Source organism: Staphylococcus sp. IVB6240 (assembly GCF_025558425.1).
Lineage (GTDB): Bacteria > Bacillota > Bacilli > Staphylococcales > Staphylococcaceae > Staphylococcus.
This window is the reverse complement of the sequence record NZ_CP094718.1, coordinates 1,225,030-1,246,316: the sequence shown is the minus strand read 5'-3', so window position 1 is coordinate 1,246,316 and position 21,287 is coordinate 1,225,030. Positions and strand designations below refer to the sequence as shown.

Annotated in this window: 21 protein-coding genes; 2 read left to right on the top strand and 19 right to left on the bottom strand. The window is 35.7% G+C overall.

Features of this window, described 5'->3' with window-relative positions:
- Nucleotides 1-16 precede the first annotated feature (16 nt).
- The 14 genes from MUA88_RS06110 to cmk all read right to left on the bottom strand — a co-directional run bounded on the left by MUA88_RS06110 (nt 17) and on the right by cmk (nt 13,942).
- The gene (locus MUA88_RS06110; protein WP_262603309.1) at nt 17-604 is read right to left on the bottom strand and encodes a YpiB family protein; all 588 of its coding nucleotides are present in this window, start codon (nt 602-604) and stop codon (nt 17-19) included.
- On the bottom strand, nt 579-1,820 hold the full coding sequence (locus MUA88_RS06105; RefSeq protein ID WP_262603308.1) for a tetratricopeptide repeat protein: 1,242 nt from the start codon (nt 1,818-1,820) through the stop codon (nt 579-581). Before MUA88_RS06105 ends, MUA88_RS06110 begins: the two co-directional genes overlap by 26 nt.
- A 1-nt stretch (nt 1,821) precedes the next feature.
- Nucleotides 1,822-3,114: a 3-phosphoshikimate 1-carboxyvinyltransferase gene (aroA, locus tag MUA88_RS06100; protein WP_262605225.1), complete on the bottom strand. Its 1,293-nt coding sequence runs from the start codon at nt 3,112-3,114 to the stop codon at nt 1,822-1,824.
- Between the two features lie 16 nt (nt 3,115-3,130).
- A complete protein-coding gene (gene aroB, locus MUA88_RS06095; RefSeq protein WP_262603306.1) occupies nt 3,131-4,189 on the bottom strand; it encodes a 3-dehydroquinate synthase in 1,059 nt (352 codons plus the stop codon).
- Nucleotides 4,190-4,203: 14 nt separating this feature from the next.
- The gene (gene aroC, locus MUA88_RS06090; protein ID WP_262605224.1) at nt 4,204-5,370 is read right to left on the bottom strand and encodes a chorismate synthase; all 1,167 of its coding nucleotides are present in this window, start codon (nt 5,368-5,370) and stop codon (nt 4,204-4,206) included.
- Between the two features lie 335 nt (nt 5,371-5,705).
- Nucleotides 5,706-6,155, bottom strand: a complete 450-nt coding sequence (gene ndk, locus MUA88_RS06085; RefSeq protein WP_262603304.1) for a nucleoside-diphosphate kinase — start codon at nt 6,153-6,155, stop codon at nt 5,706-5,708.
- 70 nt (nt 6,156-6,225) lie between these two features.
- On the bottom strand, nt 6,226-7,182 hold the full coding sequence (locus MUA88_RS06080; RefSeq protein ID WP_262605223.1) for a polyprenyl synthetase family protein: 957 nt from the start codon (nt 7,180-7,182) through the stop codon (nt 6,226-6,228).
- Between the two features lie 12 nt (nt 7,183-7,194).
- Entirely contained in the window at nt 7,195-7,911 is a 717-nt protein-coding gene (locus MUA88_RS06075) for a demethylmenaquinone methyltransferase (RefSeq protein WP_262603302.1), read from the bottom strand.
- 13 nt (nt 7,912-7,924) lie between these two features.
- Nucleotides 7,925-8,491 carry a heptaprenyl diphosphate synthase component 1 gene (locus tag MUA88_RS06070; RefSeq protein WP_262605222.1) on the bottom strand — a complete coding sequence of 189 codons (567 nt, stop codon included), beginning with the start codon at nt 8,489-8,491 and terminating at the stop codon, nt 7,925-7,927.
- Between the two features lie 142 nt (nt 8,492-8,633).
- Entirely contained in the window at nt 8,634-8,906 is a 273-nt protein-coding gene (locus MUA88_RS06065; RefSeq protein ID WP_095118132.1) for a non-specific DNA-binding protein Hbs, read from the bottom strand.
- Nucleotides 8,907-9,081: 175 nt separating this feature from the next.
- Complete coding sequence (locus tag MUA88_RS06060) at nt 9,082-10,080, bottom strand: NAD(P)H-dependent glycerol-3-phosphate dehydrogenase (RefSeq protein WP_262603300.1); 999 nt, start codon at nt 10,078-10,080, stop codon at nt 9,082-9,084.
- 21 nt (nt 10,081-10,101) lie between these two features.
- A complete protein-coding gene (gene der / locus MUA88_RS06055) occupies nt 10,102-11,412 on the bottom strand; it encodes a ribosome biogenesis GTPase Der (protein WP_262605221.1) in 1,311 nt (436 codons plus the stop codon).
- A gap of 597 nt (nt 11,413-12,009) precedes the next feature.
- Entirely contained in the window at nt 12,010-13,194 is a 1,185-nt protein-coding gene (gene rpsA / locus MUA88_RS06050) for a 30S ribosomal protein S1 (RefSeq protein ID WP_262603298.1), read from the bottom strand.
- Nucleotides 13,195-13,273: 79 nt separating this feature from the next.
- A complete protein-coding gene (cmk, locus tag MUA88_RS06045) occupies nt 13,274-13,942 on the bottom strand; it encodes a (d)CMP kinase (protein WP_262603297.1) in 669 nt (222 codons plus the stop codon).
- Between the two features lie 76 nt (nt 13,943-14,018).
- Between cmk and MUA88_RS06040 the strand changes: the two genes are divergently transcribed.
- A complete protein-coding gene (locus tag MUA88_RS06040) occupies nt 14,019-14,981 on the top strand; it encodes an asparaginase (protein ID WP_262603296.1) in 963 nt (320 codons plus the stop codon).
- A gap of 58 nt (nt 14,982-15,039) precedes the next feature.
- On the opposite strand, the gene ypdA is transcribed toward MUA88_RS06040, so the two are convergent.
- The 4 genes from ypdA to MUA88_RS06020 all read right to left on the bottom strand — a co-directional run bounded on the left by ypdA (nt 15,040) and on the right by MUA88_RS06020 (nt 20,250).
- Nucleotides 15,040-16,026 carry a bacillithiol disulfide reductase YpdA gene (gene ypdA, locus MUA88_RS06035; protein ID WP_262603295.1) on the bottom strand — a complete coding sequence of 329 codons (987 nt, stop codon included), beginning with the start codon at nt 16,024-16,026 and terminating at the stop codon, nt 15,040-15,042.
- Nucleotides 16,027-16,411: 385 nt separating this feature from the next.
- On the bottom strand, nt 16,412-17,776 hold the full coding sequence (locus MUA88_RS06030; protein WP_262605220.1) for a LysM peptidoglycan-binding domain-containing protein: 1,365 nt from the start codon (nt 17,774-17,776) through the stop codon (nt 16,412-16,414).
- 160 nt (nt 17,777-17,936) lie between these two features.
- On the bottom strand, nt 17,937-19,310 hold the full coding sequence (locus tag MUA88_RS06025; RefSeq protein ID WP_262605219.1) for a RecQ family ATP-dependent DNA helicase: 1,374 nt from the start codon (nt 19,308-19,310) through the stop codon (nt 17,937-17,939).
- Nucleotides 19,303-20,250 (bottom strand): helix-turn-helix domain-containing protein, encoded by a 948-nt coding sequence (locus tag MUA88_RS06020; protein WP_262603292.1) that lies wholly within the window; start codon nt 20,248-20,250, stop codon nt 19,303-19,305. Before MUA88_RS06020 ends, MUA88_RS06025 begins: the two co-directional genes overlap by 8 nt.
- 105 nt (nt 20,251-20,355) lie before the next feature.
- On the opposite strand from MUA88_RS06020, the gene MUA88_RS06015 reads away from it, so the two are divergent.
- On the top strand, nt 20,356-20,604 hold the full coding sequence (locus MUA88_RS06015; protein WP_044358884.1) for a ferredoxin: 249 nt from the start codon (nt 20,356-20,358) through the stop codon (nt 20,602-20,604).
- Nucleotides 20,605-20,702: 98 nt separating this feature from the next.
- Here the strand turns inward: MUA88_RS06015 and MUA88_RS06010 are convergent, their stop codons facing one another.
- Complete coding sequence (locus tag MUA88_RS06010; protein ID WP_262605218.1) at nt 20,703-21,254, bottom strand: ECF transporter S component; 552 nt, start codon at nt 21,252-21,254, stop codon at nt 20,703-20,705.
- Nucleotides 21,255-21,287 lie beyond the last annotated feature (33 nt).

The following is a 21,287-nucleotide window of genomic DNA, read 5'->3' as shown; positions in this document are numbered from 1 at the left end:
CCTCGTAATACAAAATTTAATGATGGTGTTTACGTAACTTCAAGGTGTTGCGTAAGCGTGTGAAATAATAAAAAGACTCAGCATCATGCATCGTAAGACTTATATCAATATGTGACGACAGCATTGACAATAAATACTGCTCTGTTTGTGTTGAAAGTCCAATATGATACAAATCCCCCATATATTCTGAGTGATTTGATTGTTGTAGTAATTGACTGAGTAAAATATGATCTAATTTATCATCTCTTGTTTGCTCATTTTCAAACTGAAGCTTGATATCTATCGGTTGTCCTTTATGAATAACAGCATAAAAGATTTGATCTGAATTAATGAGATTTTGTTCATCATCTCGATATTGAATGGCAACTTCTTTTGAATGGATTGTTGACAATATTAAAGTCGGATGATGTTCGATTGATTGATCAACAAAACGAACATCATCCAATAATTGTTTATCTGCTTTAATATAATTCAGTAACCATACGCTAATGCGAGACTTGAACGTATAGTGTGAGAGTAAATACGTAATAAATTGTTTTTTTTCTATGTTTAAAGATGTGTTAAATGGTGTCTCTATATTATAAATATCGGTCACGTTCTTCATGCCATTGTGTATTATTAGGTTCTAATTCAATCAATCGATCCAACAGTTTATCACGTGTTGCTGTATCTCCAATCTCAACGACATAATGATAGTAATCACCAAGGAAGTCAATATTATTATGCAGTGTTTCGTGTGCGAGTGCATAGAAATGTTGCGCCTCTTTATCGCGTTCTTCTTCCCCTAACGCATAGGCAATTTGCCACATGAATTGTGGGTCCATATCATCTTCTTCAGTATATTGAATTAATGAGATAAGTCCTTCATTATCTTCTTCATTGCGATAATAATCCGCAAGTAACATAAGTGGTTCTTGGTAAGCGGGATCAATTTCTAAAGCTTGTTTAAGTAATGCTACTCCATCTTCTGCATCGCCATGTTCGACTTGTAATGCACCCGTTGAATACATTAATTCTTTATAAAATTGATTTAAGCGTAATCCTTCTTTACCAATTTCAATGGCATCTTCATAGGCTTTTTCATTTTCATAAAGCTGTTGTAAATAAAAATATGCTTGCATATAATCAGGGTCTTTTTGTAATAAAGTACGCACGATTTTTATTGCTTCTTGTGTTAAATCATTTTTATCGAAAGCAATGGCTTTTTTGAAGTAGTCTTCTGATGTCATCTCTTGTTCATGAATTTCCTCAAACCATTGTAGGGCATCTGAATAGTTCCCACTTTGTAAGCTACTATCAGCAAGACGTGAGAAAATGTTCACACCATTTACAATATGTTCTCCTGCTTCAAGCACGGTATCATATTCACGTGACGCACGTAAATATTGTCCGTCGTAATAAAATAGTTCTGCAATAGCGAAATGTAAAATCGGATCAGATGGTTGCATATCAATGGCTTGTTGTACTTTATCAATAGCTACATCTGTCATGTTAATCTGTTGATATAAATCAGCTTCTAACATCAATCTTTCAGGTGTTAACTCTACATCGTTTAGGTATTCTAATGCTTCGTCAGTATGATTTTCTGAAATGAGTCCTTCAATGAAGTAAATCAATACATCTGCTTCATCTGGATATTTCATATATAATGCTCTAAAAACGTCCAATCCTTGTGGCATCAATCCAAAACGATATAATGTCTCGCCGAGTAAGAATAAAGCCTCATCATTATCAGATTGAATGGCTTGTTCCACACGGCTATTGATGTCGTCTAACTTTTGACTATTGATCTCATCGATTAACTTATAGATATCTTGCATGTTATCCCTCATTTTCTAATTGTTTTAACACAGATAAAAAACCAGGAAATGACACGTTGACACTGTCGAAGCGGCTAATTTGATATGTCGATTGTGACAAAACTGTCGCAATGGCTAACATCATGCCAATACGGTGATCTGTATGACTGTCTAATTCACTTACTTTAGAAACAGCAGACGGATGAATAATCAGTCCATCATGTGTCGGTTCGAGTGATAAGCCGAGTTTGTTTAATTCGTTGGCAGTTGTGTCAATTCTGTTGGTTTCTTTAACTTTTAATTCTTCAGCATTTTTTATCATACTTGAACCTTGAGCGTGTGTACAGAGTAATGCAATAATTGGTAGTTCATCAATACATCTTGGTATCAAGTTCCCACTAATCTCTGTTCCTTTAAGGTTTGGTGTGTACTGTACACGAATGGATGCCGTTGGTTCAGGGCCTGTTGTCTCATTAAAAATTGTGAGGTTCCCACCCATATTTTTGACAACCTCTAGGATACCATCTCGTGTAGGATTTATGCCAACATGATGTATTGTAATATCACTGCCCGGCACAATGAGACCAGCAACGATAAAGAAAGCGGCTGATGAGATATCTCCAGGAACATCAAAATCAGCTGGTTGAATGTGTGTGATACCATGCTCTGGTAACGTGACATGTAACGGACTTGTTTCAATAGGAATACCATAATGTGCAAACATGGTTTCTGTATGATTTCGAGAAATATCAATCTCTGTTATTTCAGTTTGTTCATCAGCAAATAGACCGGCAAATAATATGGCACTTTTGACTTGTGCACTTGCAACCGGCATTAGATATTGAATCCCACGTACTTGGCTCGGCTGAATAATAAGTGGTGTAAAGTCGTTGTCTATACCTGAAATATCAATATTCATTTGTTTAAGAGGTTTTAATATACGTCCCATTGGGCGCTTACCAATAGATTCATCTCCAGATAAGACGCTTTGAATGCCTAAACCACCTAATAGACCCGCTAACAATCGTGTTGTTGTTCCTGAATTACCTGTATACAGAACTTGATGTGGTGTTTTAAAGTTTTTATAACCAGGAGAGTCTACGATGATTTGATCTGTCTTTACGTCAATAGAAACACCTAATAAACGGAAGATTTCAGCTGTACGTAAACAATCTTCACCGAGTAGTGGCTGATGAATCACTGAACGCCCTTTTGCTAATGATGATAGAATAATTGCTCGATGCGTCATAGATTTATCACCTGGAACAGTGATTTCTCCTTTTAATGGACCCTTTACATCAATCAATGTGGTCATATGTGTTCGACTCCTTTCAATATGATTTTAAAGTATTAAACGCCTGTTCTAATATATGAATCGGTACAGTTTCTACAGTTGGTTGTCCTATATTTTTTAGAAGTACCATACGAATACCTATTTGATTATTTTTCTTATCTTGTTTCATCAATTTTAATAATGGCTCAAAATTCAGTGATTCAATCATTTGAAGTGGGTATCCCAGTTGTTTGAAATAATCATAATAATGTTGTACTGGATGATTAGCTTGTAGCATGAGATTCGCGACAATCATTTGATATAAAATACCAATCATGACAGCATGACCGTGTGGTATCTTTGTTTGATATTCCACAGCATGTCCAAAAGTATGGCCCAGATTCAGCCACTGACGCTGCCCCTTCTCTTTTTCATCATTAACGACGATATTGAGTTTTGTTTGAATACCATCAATGAGGTGTGCTTCCATATTCGTTAATTTTAATAATGCAGAAAGATTGGGATAAGTCGTCTCTAAAGTTTTTACAGAATCTGCACCATTCAATAAACCATGTTTATAGACTTCACCGTAACCACTCAATACTTCATTTTGTGGTAATGATGTTAAAAATTCCAAATCATACAACACAGCTGCAGGTCTATGAAAAGCACCGATTAAGTTTTTGCCATGTGTTGCATTAATACCTACTTTCCCACCAATACTTGAATCATGGGCGAGAATCGTTGTAGGCACTTGTATAAAGTCAACACCACGTAATAATGTTGCGGCTAAAAAGCCCACAAAGTCACCTACAGCACCGCCCCCTATAGCAACTAAACATGTATTTCGAGTTGGTTGAAAGGAAAGTAGCTGTTCCATATAAAGTTCATAATGTTGAAGTGTTTTCAGTTGTTCGCCACTTGGTAAAATAAAGGTTTTTGTAATACCTTGTTGAGTGGCATTTTGAACTTTTGAGGACCAGTTTGCTTCTACATTTTCATCTATAAATAGAAAGACATCCTGATAGTTTGTTGCGAACTGTGCTAAAGAATCAATTGCTTGGTTTGCGACAATCACTGGATAGTTATCATTCGCATAAGTTGTCATTAATTTCATCAAGAGGCCTCCTACTAAAAGTTAATATTCATCTCACGGCGCTTGTCTACTTGATCTTTTAGAATTGATATATCATTTGATTCAAATTCTTCTAACAATGCACGTGCCACTTCAAATGTAACGGCATGTTCACAGACAATACTCGCTGCTGGAACGGCACAGCTATCAGAACGTTCAATTGTTGCTTTAAATGGTTCTTTCGTATTGATGTCAACTGATGCGAGTGGACGATATAAAGTTGGAATAGGTTTCATGACACCGTTCACAATTAATGGCATGCCGTTTGACATACCACCTTCTAGTCCTCCTAGATGGTTGGAAGCACGGTAGTACCCATTTTCTGTATCGTAATGGATAGGATCTTGGATTTCACTACCTAATTTTTCTCCGGCTGCAAATCCTTCACCAAATGATACACCTTTAAAAGCATTGATCCCAACAACACTTTGTGCAATACGGCCGTCTAACTTGCGATCATAGTGAACATAGCTGCCAATACCCACAGGCATATGATTGACGATGACTTGTACAACGCCTCCAATTGAATCACCGTCTTTTTTCGTTTGGTCGATTTTATCACGCATTTGTTGTGCAATGTTTTCATCAACAACACGAACATCATTGCTATCAACATGATTGATGATGTCTTCAATGGCATATTCAGGTTTGTCACTAATGCCGCCAATTGAAACAACACGACTATACACGTCGATATCAAGTTGTTGTAAGAGTTGTTTGCATAGGGCCCCTACTGCTACTCGTGCAGCGGTTTCACGTGCAGATGAACGCTCAAGTACGTTACGCAAATCACGATGCTGATATTTCAAACCACCAACTAGGTCTGCATGTCCAGGTCTTGGCTTTGTAATCACACGTTTCATCTCTGCTTCTTCTTGCTCAGAGATAGGTGCAGCTCCCATAATATTACGCCAATGTGTGAAGTCATCATTTTTAATCACGATGGTAATGGGACTACCTAGTGTATAACCATGGCGAACACCTGAAACAATTTCAACACTATCTTTTTCTATTTGCATACGTCTACCACGACCGTATCCCCCTTGTCGCTTATACATTTCTTGATTTAATTTTTCAATATCTACCTTCATATTAGCGGGTAATCCTTCAACAATGACTGTTAATTGCGGACCATGTGATTCTCCTGCTGTTAAAAATCTCATATGTATAACACTCCCTTTATAACGATTTATTTAAAAATTGGGGCTGGAAAATTAATAAATAAAATATAAGGTTGGGACACTGTTGATAGGTTGCCCAACGAATACACTTATAATGTTTCACCCCTGTGTACTACTTTTATTTTGTATATCAGTTGTCTCTATTATCTTATTTATTTCGGAATGAGATATGTCTTACATCATAGCATAAATTATTTATTTAATTAACAGAAAACTTCAAAAAACTTTATCGCTTTTAATGACTAAAATATCAAACGCTAAAAATTGATACAACCAAACAAAAAAGGCAGGTCTAATCGACCTACCCATAACATGTATTATTCGTATACCCAAACTTCTTCAGGTAATGTGTATGAACTAATTTCTGATTCGTCAAACCATAAAGCAATTTCTCGTTCTGCTGACTCTACAGAATCTGATCCGTGAACTACGTTGCGTCCTACTGTCAAGCCAAGATCACCACGAATTGTGCCTACAGAAGCTTCAGTTGGATTTGTAGCCCCAATGATATGACGAGATACATTGACCGCATCTTCACCTTCTACTACCATCGCAAATACAGGTGCTGATGTAATGAAACTAATTAAATCATTGTAAAATGGTCTTTCTTTGTGTTCGCCATAATGTGTTTCTGCTAATGATTGAGATACAGTCATCAACTTAGCACCGACTAATTTTAGCCCCTTACGTTCGATGCGTTGAACAATTTCTCCAATTAGTTTACGTTGTACTGCATCTGGTTTAATCATTACAAAAGTTCTTTCCATGAAAAATCCCCCTTATTAATAAACATACAACAATATACTACCACGTTAGTAAAGCGCTTTCAATCTGAAATTAACGCATTCGATGTTGTAATTTATTAATAATCTTTTGGAAAAGAGGTTTTAGCGCATCATTTGATAATAAGTCGAGTTGCTTTGTCGCTTTATCAAGATATTTCGCACTAATGGCTTTTGATTCTTCAATAACGTCAGAACGTCGTATATGTTCAATACATTCTTCAAATAGCGCTTGATCTGCTTCAGCATGCAATGATGCAATTTTTTGTTTAAATACTGGATCTTTTCGCATTTCTAATAAAACAGGTAATGTCAGATGGCCATTGTGCAAATCACTGCCGACTGGTTTTCCAAGCTTTTCAGCTGTACTTGTAAAGTCCAAGATATCATCAATAATTTGGAAACTCATGCCAATATAGTGTCCAATCTGTCGCATTGTACGAACAGTATGCGCATCAGCATTTGAAGTCATTGCCCCTACTTCTGTGGACAGTTGAATTAATAGTGCCGTTTTGCGATTAATTCTTCGTAGATAATTTGTCATGGACTGATCAGCTCTAAATTGATCTTGAAATTGGAAAAGTTCTCCACGACAAACTTCAGTGATGGCATGTGACAATGTTTTGTGTATTTGAGGGTCTTCAATATAAGATAAATATTCTAATGCTCTCGCAAGTAGAAAGTTACCCGTCAAAATAGCCGTTGGTTTATCCCATTTTTTCTCAATTGTCTTTTTACCACGGCGTTTATCACTATAATCAATCACATCGTCATGCACAAGCGTAGCCATGTGAATTAATTCCAGTGCTGTTGCAACACGATAAGCAGATTCATTTGAAGGGTTAGGACCCACGTGACTACTTAAAATAACGAATAAAGGTCTTACGCGTTTTCCCCCAGACTTCAACAGATGACTCGAAGCCGAACTAAGCACAGAATCATCACTTATAACGAGTTGTTGTAATCGTTTTTCAATTGTCTTTATTTCTTGATTTAAGTTAATTTTCGACATGCTACTCACCTTTTAATCATTCGTGTTCGGTTTATACGCGAGGTGCATCGCTGCAACACCACCAGTAAAGCTTCTCACTTTAACATTTTGGAAATGAACACTTTCAAATAGCTGCTTTAATGTGTCTCGATCAGGAAAGTCAAACGCAGACTGTTGTAGCCATTCATATTCTGCTTTTGATTTAGCGAACAATTTACCGAACAATGGCATGATGAATTTAAAGTAAAGTTTATATCCTTGTTTAAATACAGGAATCGTAGGTTGACTTGTTTCTAGACATACAACCATACCGCCTGGTTTTAGTACACGATACATTTCAGCTAGAGCCACTTTATAATCTGGAATATTACGCAGTCCAAAACCAATTGTGACATAATCAAATGTATTGTCTTCAAATGGCAGTGCCATGGCATCACCTTGGACAAGACGAATATTATCCATATTACTTGTTTTTTCTTCGCCAACTTTTAACATATTTTCACTGAAATCTAGTCCAGTGACTTCTCCATCTGGCCCGACAGCATGACTGAGTGCAATCGTCCAATCTGCTGTGCCACAACATACATCTAATGCAATAGATCCAGGTTGCACATTCATCTCTTTCATCACTTTTTTACGCCAGCTTTTGTGTTGTTCAAAACTGATAATATTATTTAAGCGGTCATATTTCCCCGAAATATTTTGAAAGACTTCATGTACTTGCTCTTTGTTTGCTTTATTTTTACTCATAATTTAAACCTCATTAGTTTGTATATTTTTCTTGTAATTGTTGAAATAAATTGATCGATGTTTCATGATCAAACAATTGAAGATAACTCATATCGGATACATTCAATTTTTGAATCAGTTCAGAAATAGGTTCTCTCGTTATTTTATCAGATTTAAAGACATCTAAAACTTGTTTGATCAGTAATGTTTCAATGTGATATATCATTTCAATTACTTGAGATTGTGGAAGTTGATCTACCTTATGTTGTAACATGGATTTCAATTCATTAATTTTTATAATCGCTTGACTCATCTTTATTTGAAATTCTGTGTTGTTAATGTCAGATAGTAAAGTGTAATAATGTGCACTTAATAAATCACCGATTAAAATACCATCACGCTCATAATTTTGATAGCTCACTTTATCAAGATGTTTAAGTGATGTATCGATTGAGAGACATGCGAGTTTTGCTTGGACAGGAATATGTAATGAATCGAGCACTAGACTGAGTGCTTCATTGATATGTATTTTTTGTGAAAATTGTATGCCTTCAAGACGTTGTTTTATCTGTTGATTAAGTAACTGATATGTGTTTTGCATGTGAGCCACCTCTCAATTTAGTCACTATCTATATTAACACTAACCCCTAAAAATTAAAATGCGAATTACCCGAAACAACGATTAAATATACTACAAACAAAAAAACCTACATGAAAATGTAGGCTTTTTGTAGATAAAAGAATTATTTAACTGCGTCTTTTAAAGCTTTACCCGCTTTGAAAGCTGGTACTTTGCTTGCAGGGATGTCGATTTCTTTACCTGTTTGTGGGTTGCGTCCCTTACGAGCAGCACGTTCACGTACTTCGAAGTTACCGAATCCGATTAATTGTACTTTGTCACCTTTAGCTAATGAGTTTTGAATTGATTCAAAAACGGCATCAACTGCTAAGCTCGCGTCTTTTTTAGTTAAGTCAGCTTGTTCAGCAACCGCGTTGATTAAGTCTGTTTTGTTCATGTCCAAGTTCGCCTCCTTAAAGGTTATGTAATGATAACTCATTTATCATTATGGTATGACTTTAACACAACAATAGGTATATCTGCAATGATTTATGTGCGAAAAACACCGGTTTCATCGCATTTTGATATGTTTTTAGGGTTAGATTATCCTAAATTTTAAAAAATGGACCAAATTACTCTGATTTTTTTGTTCTACCCATTAAATCTTTTAACGCTTCTTGTACAGGTTGTGATTCAAATAATACATGATAAAGTGCTGAAGTAATTGGCATTTCAACGTTCATTTGTTTTGCTAAATGATAAACAGATTCAGTTGTATAAACACCTTCAGCCACCATGTTCATCTCATCGAGTATTTCTTGTAATGTTTTACCACTACCAAGTGCATAACCAAGTGAGTAGTTACGTGAATGAGTAGACGTGCATGTTACGATTAAGTCACCAATCCCACCTAAGCCTTGGAAAGTCAGTGGATCAGCACCTAATTTAACACCAAGACGTGTGATTTCGGCTAAACCACGTGTAATCAGTGCTGCTTTGGCATTGTCACCGTAGCCTAGACCGGCAAGCACACCACTTGCAATCGCAATGATATTCTTTAATGCACCACCAATTTCTACTCCAATCAAGTCTTCATTCGTATAGACACGTAAATAATCTGTCATAAATAAGTCTTGAATGGTTTTGCATAATTCAGGACAACTTGAAGCTGCTGCAACAGTTGTCGGCTGTTTAATGACTACTTCTTCAGCGTGACTCGGGCCTGACAATACACCGACGCCCCCATTATGATCTGGAGAAATGACATCTTCAATCATTTCTGAGACACGTTTAAATGTTTTATTCTCAATACCTTTTGCAACATGAATGAACTGTTTCTTTGAAGTTAATCGTTCATCAACTTGTGATAATACTGTACGAATAGCTTTAGTAGGTATTGCTACCAAATAAATATCTGCATGATCGACAGCTTCTTGAATATCTGTTGTTGCCGATACTGATTCATGAATCGCTGCATCTTTTAGATAAGCGTGATTTGTATGTTTTGTATTTATCTCATCAACAGTTTTAGCAGTTTTACCCCACATCAATGTATTGTGACCGTTACCTGCAAGAACATTTGCGAGTGCAGTACCGAAACTTCCAGTCCCAAAAACAGTAATATTAGTCATCTCCACTCACCCTCCGTTATTCTAATTTCGCTTACGTGCAATAATGTGAACGGGCGTACCTTCAAATCCGAAAGCACTACGAATTTGATTTTCTAAATAACGTTTATATGAAAAATGCATTAATTCTACATCGTTTACAAATACAACGAATGTTGGTGGTTCAATTGCAACTTGTGTTGTGTAGAAAATATTTAAGCGACGACCTTTATCTGTTGGTGTCGGATTCATAGAAATCGCATCTGTAATGACTTCATTTAATGTTGAACTTTGTACGCGTTTTTTATGGTTTTCGCTCGCTTCATTAATAAGTGGGAATAAAGTACGAAGACGAGTTCCCTCTTTTGCAGAAACAAAGGCAATTTGCGCATAGTCTAAAAATTGGAAGTTATTACGAATATCATCCATAAAACGTTTCATTGTTTTACTGTCTTTTTCTAACGTATCCCATTTATTTACAACAATTACAATTGCTTTACCTTCTTCATGCGCATAGCCTGCGACACGTTTATCTTGCTCGATAATACCTGTTTCGGCATCGAGTACAACTAATACAACATTAGAGCGTTCAATGGCTTTTAAGGCACGTAATACGGAATATTTTTCAGTTGTTTCGTATACTTTCCCCTTTTTACGCATACCGGCAGTATCTATTAAGACATAATCTTGACCTTCATAGCTGTATTCGGTATCAATCGCATCACGTGTTGTACCTGCGATATTTGAAACAATGACACGTTCCTCACCTAAAATAGCATTGACAAGACTTGATTTCCCAACATTTGGACGACCGATTAATGATAGTCTGATAACAGAATCATCATATGGATCTTCTTCTTCTGGTTTGAAGTGTTTTGCAACAGCTTCTAATAAATCCCCTAACCCAAGTCCGTGTGAGCCTGATAATGGATAAGGTTCACCAAAGCCTAGTGTATAGAAGTCATAGATATCGTTACGCATTTCTGGGTTGTCTACTTTGTTTACAGCTAGAACAACTGGTTTCTTTGATTTGTAAAGCATTTGAGCGACCATTTCGTCACTTTGTGTCACACCTTCGCGTACATTTGTCATAAAAATAATCACATCTGCTTCATCAATTGCGATTTCGGCTTGTGCACGAATTTGTGTTTGGAATGGGGCATCTCCAATTTCGATACCACCAGTATCAATAATATTAAAATCATGTGTGAGCCAATCACCACTGGCATAAATTCTATCTCGTGTAATTCCTGGTGTATCTTCAACAATAGAGACACGTTCGCCAACGATTCTATTGAATATTGTTGACTTTCCAACGTTTGGACGACCTACAATCGCCACTACTGGTTTTGTCATGTGTGTTCTTCCTCTCTATAAATATCTTTTTCATTCTAGCATAACAATAGTGACGTAGAAATATCGTTTTTGAAAAAGATTATGTTTCTACAAAGTAAGTCTTTGCTAGTTCTTTAAAGTGCTATGTTCATGGAGTGAGATAGCAGCTTGGTCCCTTTAAAATTTGTGGAAATGCTTCTTCTTAGATGGGAACAACTACGCTATCCCATGTATCAATACCTCTTCATCTTTGTATCCGTCATTTATTTCTGGACTATCTAAAAAGCAAAGTATCTCAATTTCATATTTGATTCCTTTGAACAAAGTTACACACATTATAACATGGTCCTAATTATTAAGGGAAATACGAAGAGGTTGTGAAAGGAGTAGTTAAGGGTTGAGCCCAATCAGAGTACAGAGAATATCACTTTTTAGTTTTATCGAATGAAAAGTTGTGGCTGAAGATATTATCTCGACACCTTTTAATGGTTTTCGAAGACTGTTAATCAGTTTCTCAATGTCTCATTAGCTCAATCATGAATTCAATAACTATAGCACAAAATAACAGACTGAAAAGCTGTACTGAACAACTTTTCAGTCTGTTTTGAGACATTAAAATTATAGGTTAAGGTTTTTGAATTTGTCAGCAAACATATCCCCTAATGTTGGATTGTTGCTTTCATCATCTGTAGATAATGTATATTGTTCTGTTGTTTCTTGTGAAGCTTCATTCGTTTCTTCAGCAGGTGCAGCTGCTTTGATTGAAAGTGAGATGCGTTCCTCTGCAGGATTAATTCCTAAGATTTTCACATCAACCACTTGACCTGGCTCAAGCACTTCATTTGGTGAACCAATATGTTTGTTGCTAATTTCAGAGATATGCACAAGTCCTTGTAAGCCTGGTCCAATTTCAACAAATGCACCAAAGCTAGCAAGTCTCATCACTTTACCTTCTACGATATCTCCTTCATTAAACTTAGATTGGATTGTTTCAAATGGGCTTGGTAATGTATCTTTGATTGATAAAGATACACGTTCAGAGCCTGGTTCTACAGAGCGTACTTTTACTTTGACAGTATCGCCCACAGCAACGACTTCTTCCGGTGAAGATACGTGCTCATGAGATAACTCAGATACGTGAACTAATCCGTCTACGCCGCCAAGATCGATAAATGCACCAAAGTTTGCAAGACGTGCCACTTTACCTTCTAAAACATCGCCTTCTTTAATGCTATTTAAAAGATCTTCTTTTTTCTTAGCATTTTCTTCTGCTTCTACAGCTTTGCGGCTTAGGATGACACGATTATTTGAAGGATCTAACTCTTCAACTTTAAGTTCAAGTACTTTCCCTTCATAATCAGAGAAATCTTCAATGTAATCAGTTGAAATGAGTGATGCAGGGATGAAACCGCGTTGACCTACGTCTACAACTAATCCACCTTTAACTACTTCAGTTACTTTAGCTTCAATCGTCTCATTATTATCAAGCTTTTCTTGTAATGATGCATACGATTTTTCTACTTCAACTTGGCGTTTAGATAAGATATAGCTGCCAGTTTCATTCTCTTCGTCTACTTCAATTTTTGTTACATATGCTTCAACTTCATCGCCTACTTTGACAACTTCATTGGCATCTTCAACATGGTGCGTTGTTAATTGGCTAATAGGAATAATTCCATTAAACTTTGCACCATTCACATGAACATCAATATGTTTATCATTGATTTGTTGTACTTCACCTGTAACCTTGTCGCCTTCTTTAATGTCTGTGATCATTGATTCATTGAATTCTTCTGTCATCATATATGCCTCCTTGTAATACTACATAATTATAACATCTTACAAATAATGGAAATTGTCAAGAAATTTCCACATTTTCAACTTATTTTGCTTTTGCGTCATTTGCAAGTTGTAGTATACGTTCTGTTACGTCTTCTATTGATAACCCTGTTGTATCGATTTCAATGGCATCTTCAGCCTTAACAAGCGGTGATATTTCACGATTCATATCATATGCATCGCGATCTGCAATATCTTTTTTCAATTGCTTAAGTGTTGAAGAGATACCACGTTCTGCATTATCTTTTAAACGGCGTTGAGCACGTTCTTCAACAGATGCAATCATATAAACCTTTACTTCTGCTTCAGGTAAAACAGTCGTTCCAATGTCGCGACCATCCATAACAATGCCTTTATTTTCTGCTAATGCTTGTTGGGCTTTCACTAAATACTTACGTACAGCATCTTTAGACGCGACAAATGACACATTGTCTGTGACTTCATTACTGCGCAAGTAGTCAGTGACATCTTCATTGTTCAATATCACGCGTTGACCTTTTTCCTCGTCATAAATGAGATTTAAATCCACTTTTGTCATCATCTCATCAAAATTTTCAAATGAATTTTGATGATTTAAGTAGAAATAAGTAATTGCACGATACATCGCACCTGTATCAACGTAAATCATATTTAAAGCTGTCGCAACACGTTTTGCGATTGTACTTTTTCCAGCAGCAGCTGGGCCATCAATGGCAATATTAATAGCTGTCATTATAAACCTTCCTTGTTGTTGTTTGTATGACAATATTTTATCATAATAAGAGAGACATTTACGAGGAGGAAATTGAATGAAACGATTATTAGTGATTCATACGGGCGGAACAATTAGTATGTCTGAAGATGAATCTAATACTGTGAATACAAATGGTGATAATCCAATCGCAAATCATCAAGAATTAATTCAGAAATATGCCGATATTACAGAAGTGATGCCATTTACAGTCCCTTCTCCGCATATCACAATTAATCATGTGAAACAAATAAAAGAATTGATTATGACGCATGTAGACGAATTTGATGGATTTGTGATTACACACGGAACAGATACATTAGAAGAAACAGCATTTTTATTAGATTTGACGCTTGTGACTTCAAAACCAGTCGTCATTACGGGGGCTATGCGTTCATCGAATGAAATTGGGTCAGATGGCCTTTATAATTTTATCGCATCAATACGTGTCGCTTCTGCTGATGACTCCCATCAAAAGGGCGTTATGGTCGTCTTTAATGATGAAATACATACTGCACGCAATGTTACTAAAACACATACATCGAATACAAATACTTTCCAAAGCCCAAACCATGGGCCACTTGGTGTCATAACAAAATCAGGTATTTATTTTCATCATCGTCCTTACGCTAAAAAAGGGCTGCCTGATATTGATACTGACTTAGATGTGGTGCTCATTAAAGCGCATATGGATATGGGTAGTGAGATTCTTAATTTTTATGCTGAAAAACAAGTCGATGGTATTGTGATTGAAGCATTAGGACAAGGAAATTTACCACCTACAGCAGTAGATGGTTTAGACAAATGTTTGGATGCAAATATTCCGATTGTTCTTGTATCACGTTCATTTAACGGTATCGTGAGTGCTGTCTATGGTTACGCAGGTGGGGGTCACCAATTACAAAATAAAGGTGTTATTTTCTCAAATGGATTGAATGGTCAGAAAGCACGCTTAAAATTGCTAGTGGCGTTAAGTAATGGTTATGATCATCAGATGATTCGTGATTATTTCAATAACTAATATAAAAAGTGAGAGGTAGATCATTTAAGATCAATTACCTCTCACTTTTGCTTTTATATTATGATTCTAATGGTGATTGTTTTTTAGTTAAGATATCTTGTGCAATTGAGACGCCATGATATTTACCATTTTCAATAAAGATACTATTTGCATCCGTACCAGCTGCAATAACTCCGGCAATATAGCAATTTTCAATATTTGTCTCGAATGTATCTTTGTTGTATTGAGGTGCAGTACCAAAATTTGTTTCGTTAATTTCAATACCTACAGATTGTAAGAAATCATAGTCTGGATGGTACCCTATCATCGCAAATACAAAGTCGTTATCAATCGTTTTGGAAACGCCATTTGTTTCAAAAGTGACGCTTGTTTCGGTAATTTCTGTCACATGACTATCGAAATGCATATCGATATTACCACGACGAACAAGCGAATCAAAGTTTGGAAGAATCCAAGGTTTAACAGAAGGAGAATATTCTGATCCACGATAAATCACTGTCACGTTTGCATTTGCTTTTTCTAGTTCAATCGCCGCATCTACGGCTGAGTTTTTACCTCCGATGATCACAACGTTTTGATTGAAGTATGGATGTGCCTCTTTAAAATAATGCATGACTTTTGATAAGTTTGCACCATCCACTTCCAAAGTATTTGGTTGGCCATAGTAACCAGTCGCAATCGTTAAGAAACGGCACTGATAAACATCTTTTGTCGTTGTAATTGTGAAGTGATTATTCATTTTACGAACAGTCAGTACTTCTTCAAAAGTATTGACTTTTAATTGATGATGTTTTACAACTTCGCGATAATAGACAAGTGCTTGATTACGACGAGGTTTTAAGTCCTCAACAATAAATGGAACATCACCAATACTTAGCTTATCACTTGATGAAAAGAATGTTTGATGTGTTGGGTAGTGGTAGAGTGCTTCAACAACATTCCCTTTTTCAATAATGAGTGTCTCAATTCCCTTTTTTTGTTGTTCAATTGCAGCGCTTAAGCCACATGGTCCACCACCGATAATGATACTTTCGACCGTTTTCATCTTCGTTACTGTAACTAAAAAATATGAAGATCTCATCATATTATGCTATTTTAGTACAGTCTTTCCTCCTATTCACATACTAGCATGGTATATACGTACATTTAATCTATCTAATCCTCGAACATTATAGCAATTTTTACCACTAAACTAAATGAATAAGTTTTGACAATACTAAGGCTAGGACAAAAGCAATTAAGATTTTAGCAGTACCGAACAATGATAAAAATGCATTTCAAATTTTGACGAAATATTCATAGTTCTGCCGAAAATCCTACTCCTTAAACACTGATAATCGGTTTCTCAGAGCATAGCTTTATGATGTGTTAATACCAAAAAAGAAGTATTATCTTTCAAAATGAGATAATACTTCTTTTAAAGTTTCACGTTATGGGATAATTAGTTGTTGTCCGTTACTAATGTTATTACCACTAATACCATTAGCTTGTCTAATTTTTTCTACATTCTCAGGTGATCCACTACCATAATATTGAATAGCGATACGGTATAAGTTTTCGCTGCCACCTACAGTATGTGATTGATTTCCAGCATTTTGTGCTTGTTGTTGCTGTTGTTGGTCTTGTGAATACTGTTGATTTGTATTTTGATCCGTGTATTGATTGTTAGTATCTTGGTTGTTTGCAGATTCATTTGCAGCTAATTGTGCCTGTCTTTCTTTTTCCGCTTTCTCTTTTTCTGCTTTTTCCTTAGCAGCTTGCTCTTTCTTAGCCTTTTCTTTTTCTACTTTTTCCTTTTCGGCCTTCTCTTTGGCAGCTTTTTGTTTAGCTGCTTTTTGATCATCTTTATCTGCTTTTTGTGTTAATTGTGTATCATTATTATTTGAGCCTTGATCTTGGTTGAATAAATACATACCACCAAAAATTGCAATCGTACCTAAAAGTAAAATTGCCGCGATGATCGGTAGTAAACGCATCAAGAAGCCGCCACCACCAGCGCCATTAGAAACAGTAGTATTAGGTTTTTCAGCATTATTTTTAGAAGCAGCTGCGCCAGCGCCAGCCGCACCGACTACTCCAGCAGCTGCACCCGCTTTTGCTTTTTTATTATCATTTTTAGGTTGGTGTTTTGTTTCAGATTTAGGTGATTGATTTGCCTTTTTAGAAGCAGCCGTCCCTGCACCAGCTCCTGCCGCAACCCCCGCGCCAACAGCTTTCGCCTTATTATTGTTATCTTTAGGTTGGTGTTTTGTTTCAGAATTAGGAGATTGTTTTACATCTTTAGAAGCAGCCGCGCCAGTTCCAGCAACACCAGCAACTCCAGTATCAGCAGCTGTCGTCTTATTATTATCATTTTTAGGTTGTTGTTTTGTTTCAGATTTAGGTGGTTGATTCGAATTTTTGGAAGCAGCCGCACCAGCACCCCCCGCACCAGCAGCTTTCTCCTTATTATTGTTATCTTTAGGTTGTTGTTTTACTTCAGACTTAGGAGACTGCTTTATGTCTTTTGAAGCAGTAGCTCCTGCACCTGTAGTACCAGCCACACTCTTATGTGCATCTTTCTGTTTATCATCTGAGTCAGTCGTTGATTTTGATTCTTGTGCATTTCCATTGTGACGCACACGCTTACGATGTCTTCTTGGTGTATTACGTGGTGGGAAATGCTGCATATTTTTGTTTTCTAATGAATCAGTTTGTTCATTAGCTGTGTCATCAATCTGTGATGTATCTTCTTTACTAGGATTGATTTCTTGTCTATTTCGTTCAAATTCATCTTTAAAATTATCTTTTGACACTTTTTTCATCCTTTCTTTTACGCTACAAATACGTGATAACTTACTTTAGAACTAAGTGTTTAGAATGTGCGCATTTCCTTCATTCAATCTTATTTTCATTATACTTCTTAAATAGATTATAGCGTGTTTAAAATTGTGGTGTAAAGCATTCCGGGGTTGTTTAGAACAAACTTTCTAATTTTTCTTTATAAGTAAATTTTCTAAGTACTTTTTTTCTATTTTTTTCATAAATTGTATGGGTGATGCCACAAATATCACAACAATTATCTTTTGTTAATACTGTCATACCAAAATAATTCATAAGTAGTTTCCGGCGACAAGAACCTGTATGAGCATATTTCAACATAAATTGAAGTGCGATTGACTTTTGTTGGAAATTTTGTCGGAATATCTCGTGGAGCTTTGTGTTTGAATATTGTTGTGTTAACAGCATAAGAATGTCATGTTTTTCATGATCAATCAGTGTTCCAGCTTCAAATAATTGAATATCTTCTTCTGTGATGGTATTTGCCAAAGAAAGTGTTTCAAGTAAATATTGATCATCTGGTTGATAGAGTGCAATCGCTTGGCTCTGTTGCCCATCACGACCTGCACGACCTATTTCTTGTAGATAACTAGAAGGACTATTAGATAAATGAAAATGGATAACGGTCCGAATATCAGGTTTATTAACACCCATTCCAAAGGCACTTGTTGCAACAATAATACGTATATCATTATTTAAAAATTGTTGCTGAACCGTATATCGCTCTTCATAACTCAAGTCCGCATGATAAATTCCGGTTAGATATCCCGATGCATATATCTGTTCAGCAATATCTACACATACCTTTTTTGACGAAACGTATATGATTGTTGGTCCGGAAGTTGCAATGGTTTCTAAAACCCAATCGATTTTTTCTTGATAACTTTCCATATGTTTAACAGCTAAAGATATATTTGGGCGATCCATTTCAGATTGTAATAACTTAAAAGATCTTTTCGTGACAAATTCGATATCGGCTTGTAAATGTTTCGTGGCTGTCGCTGTCAAAGCTAATATAGGGATATACTGATATAAATCAGTTACCTTTCGAATGAGTGCATAGTGAGGACGGAAGTCAAATCCCCACTCAGATAAACAATGAACTTCATCGAGTACAATGAGTCCTAATTGTATATTTTGAAAACGTGATAAATGATGTGGTTGTAATATGAATTCAGGACTTACAAATATAAATAAAGCATCATCAAGTTGTTGATATGCCATACGTCGTTCATCTGAAGACATCCCTGAATGAATTGCAACGACACGACGTTCCCCTTTCATTTTCATTTGCATTACTTGATCATCCATTAACGATATTAATGGAGAAATAATTAATGTTGTTTGTTGTTTAATGTATGTTGGGAGCTGATAACATAAACTTTTACCACTACCTGTGGGTAATATTCCCAATGCGTTATGACCTTCTAAAATACTTTGGATAAGTGATTCTTGTCCTTCTCTGAACTGTGAAAAACCGAAATACTGTTTTAATGCAGCTTTAAGCATGTAATGCTCCTTTCGATAAACCAACTATTGCAAGTTTAATTTCAAAGTAGCTCATCTGATCAAAATGTTCTTTATAAAAACGGAGCCGTTGATAAGGTTGTTGTTGATAGAAAATTAAAAATGATTCTATATCATCTGTTAAAAAATCTTCATATTTTGTCAAATGGCCACGCATAAATAATTCTAAAATATGATCATGTATCGTATTTTCGGTGAGATGTATACGGTTTGCAATTTGCGTGACAGTCAGTCCTTGGAAAAGGAAAGACTCTGTTCGTGCTAATGTATGACTAAGTGAATATGATGATAAACAATGGTGTAAAATAGGAAAAAGTTCTTTATCTGACAATAATTCATATATGTACATAAGGTCTTGATAATAAAATTTAAAAACAGTGTCATGATCTATTTTATTAATCTGTGCCACTTGCTGCATGGTATACATGGTTTCATCATAACCTGTTAAAAAGTAGTGTACGATACTTTGAGAATGTTTTTTGTTTAATTGGTCAAAAAGTTCATGGATTTCAAGCTTTACTGTTTCTTCTCTTTGTTGCTTTTTAATGTATAAATATATATAACGCACTCTCTGATGAATGTCGGTTTGTGATGTTAATGGTATAAACTGCATCTCTTGATGTTGTGCCTGTGATAGTGTTTGAATCAGCAGTTGCAATGTTATAAAAGAATGTTGTAACATGGTGTATGTTACAGATGACGATGTGGGTAGTAATAAGTTCATATCGTGTTCTGATTCAGTGATATTTTCAAAATCTTTGAAGCTTAAATTTGGAATACTTCCAAAAAGGCTTAAGAGATTTAAAGAGGTTGCATCAAAAAAGGTTTGATGGGTCTTTTTACCTATGATAATATTATATATGCTTTTTTTATTTTTGTAGGGATGTGCATGTTGATATGCATAAGAAATGATTGATTTCATATAGATAACCTCATTAATAAAACGTATATATTGAAAAATAAACAAATCCAAACTACAATGAAATTATAATGCTAGTATGGCACTTTGAAAAGGGAGGCGAAAAAATTGGCTAAGTATACAATTGTTGATATGGATACTTGTATCGCATGTGGTGCTTGTGGTGCAGCTGCCCCGGACATCTATGACTATGATGATGAAGGAATTGCATATGTTATTTTAGATGATAACCAAGGCACAACGCCCGTACCAGAAGAACTATATGAAGACTTGGAGGACGCTTTTGAAGGCTGCCCTACTGACTCTATCAAAGTCGAAGAAGAGACTTTTGATGGCGATGCATTAAAGTTTGAATAACATAAGTTTAAGCGTATTGTACCTTACATTATGCTAAATTTAAATAGATAAGCAAACAAAGAGCGGTGATTTCCTCATCGCTCTTTGTTTGCTTATTTTTATATTTTAAGAACATTTTTAAGTCGTTTATAAAGTAATACGAATAATAATGAAACGACAATTCCTTTAATAATATTAAATGGAATAATTCCTGCTGTAATAATGACTTTCAAGTTTGTCGCAATGTCAGATAAGTTCATGATCATGCCATATAATGGTAAAAGTACAAAGTAATTCATAATACTTAATACAATTGTCATGACGATTGTCCCTGAAGCCAATCCAAGAATCATGCCACGTGTTGTTGGCTTTTGTCTATGAATATAATATGCAGTAAGTAGTAAACTACCTCCAGCCAGGAAGTTAGCTAATGGTCCCACTGGATCTCCAAGGTAGAAAAAGAAGTTTAATAAGTTTTTAATAAACTCAACTAGTAATCCGGCGATTGGACCTAAAGTAAATGTCGCAAGTAATGCAGGTACATCACTAAAATCAAGTGTTAAATACGGTGGTAAAAACGGTAATGGGAATTTGATAAACATCAAAATGACCGAAATACCACTCAGGATTCCCGTGATGATTAATCTTCTTGTTTGTTTGGTTTGTTGCATAATTCAAATGTCTCCTTTTCTGATTCTCATTCT

Bases quoted from the DNA above. Each gene is read 5' to 3' on its own strand.
- MUA88_RS06020 (WP_262603292.1), bottom strand. From the start codon at position 20,250: ATGAAATCAATCATTTCTTATGCATATCAACATGCACATCCCTACAAA.
- MUA88_RS06065 (WP_095118132.1), bottom strand. From the start codon at position 8,906: ATGAACAAAACAGACTTAATCAACGCGGTTGCTGAACAAGCTGACTTA.
- der (WP_262605221.1), bottom strand. From the start codon at position 11,412: ATGACAAAACCAGTAGTGGCGATTGTAGGTCGTCCAAACGTTGGAAAG.
- MUA88_RS06040 (WP_262603296.1), top strand. From the start codon at position 14,019: ATGAAACGATTATTAGTGATTCATACGGGCGGAACAATTAGTATGTCT.
- MUA88_RS06060 (WP_262603300.1), bottom strand. From the start codon at position 10,080: ATGACTAATATTACTGTTTTTGGGACTGGAAGTTTCGGTACTGCACTC.
- MUA88_RS06075 (WP_262603302.1), bottom strand. From the start codon at position 7,911: ATGAGTAAAAATAAAGCAAACAAAGAGCAAGTACATGAAGTCTTTCAA.
- MUA88_RS06080 (WP_262605223.1), bottom strand. From the start codon at position 7,182: ATGTCGAAAATTAACTTAAATCAAGAAATAAAGACAATTGAAAAACGA.
- cmk (WP_262603297.1), bottom strand. From the start codon at position 13,942: ATGACAGCTATTAATATTGCCATTGATGGCCCAGCTGCTGCTGGAAAA.
- ypdA (WP_262603295.1), bottom strand. From the start codon at position 16,026: ATGAAAACGGTCGAAAGTATCATTATCGGTGGTGGACCATGTGGCTTA.
- MUA88_RS06105 (WP_262603308.1), bottom strand. From the start codon at position 1,820: ATGCAAGATATCTATAAGTTAATCGATGAGATCAATAGTCAAAAGTTA.
- MUA88_RS06010 (WP_262605218.1), bottom strand. From the start codon at position 21,254: ATGCAACAAACCAAACAAACAAGAAGATTAATCATCACGGGAATCCTG.
- aroC (WP_262605224.1), bottom strand. From the start codon at position 5,370: ATGAGATTTTTAACAGCAGGAGAATCACATGGTCCGCAATTAACAGTC.
- rpsA (WP_262603298.1), bottom strand. From the start codon at position 13,194: ATGATGACAGAAGAATTCAATGAATCAATGATCACAGACATTAAAGAA.
- ndk (WP_262603304.1), bottom strand. From the start codon at position 6,155: ATGGAAAGAACTTTTGTAATGATTAAACCAGATGCAGTACAACGTAAA.
- aroB (WP_262603306.1), bottom strand. From the start codon at position 4,189: ATGAAATTAATGACAACTTATGCGAATGATAACTATCCAGTGATTGTC.
- MUA88_RS06025 (WP_262605219.1), bottom strand. From the start codon at position 19,310: ATGCTTAAAGCTGCATTAAAACAGTATTTCGGTTTTTCACAGTTCAGA.
- MUA88_RS06070 (WP_262605222.1), bottom strand. From the start codon at position 8,491: ATGCAAAACACATATCAGTTACTTAATCAACAGATAAAACAACGTCTT.
- MUA88_RS06110 (WP_262603309.1), bottom strand. From the start codon at position 604: ATGAAGAACGTGACCGATATTTATAATATAGAGACACCATTTAACACA.
- aroA (WP_262605225.1), bottom strand. From the start codon at position 3,114: ATGACCACATTGATTGATGTAAAGGGTCCATTAAAAGGAGAAATCACT.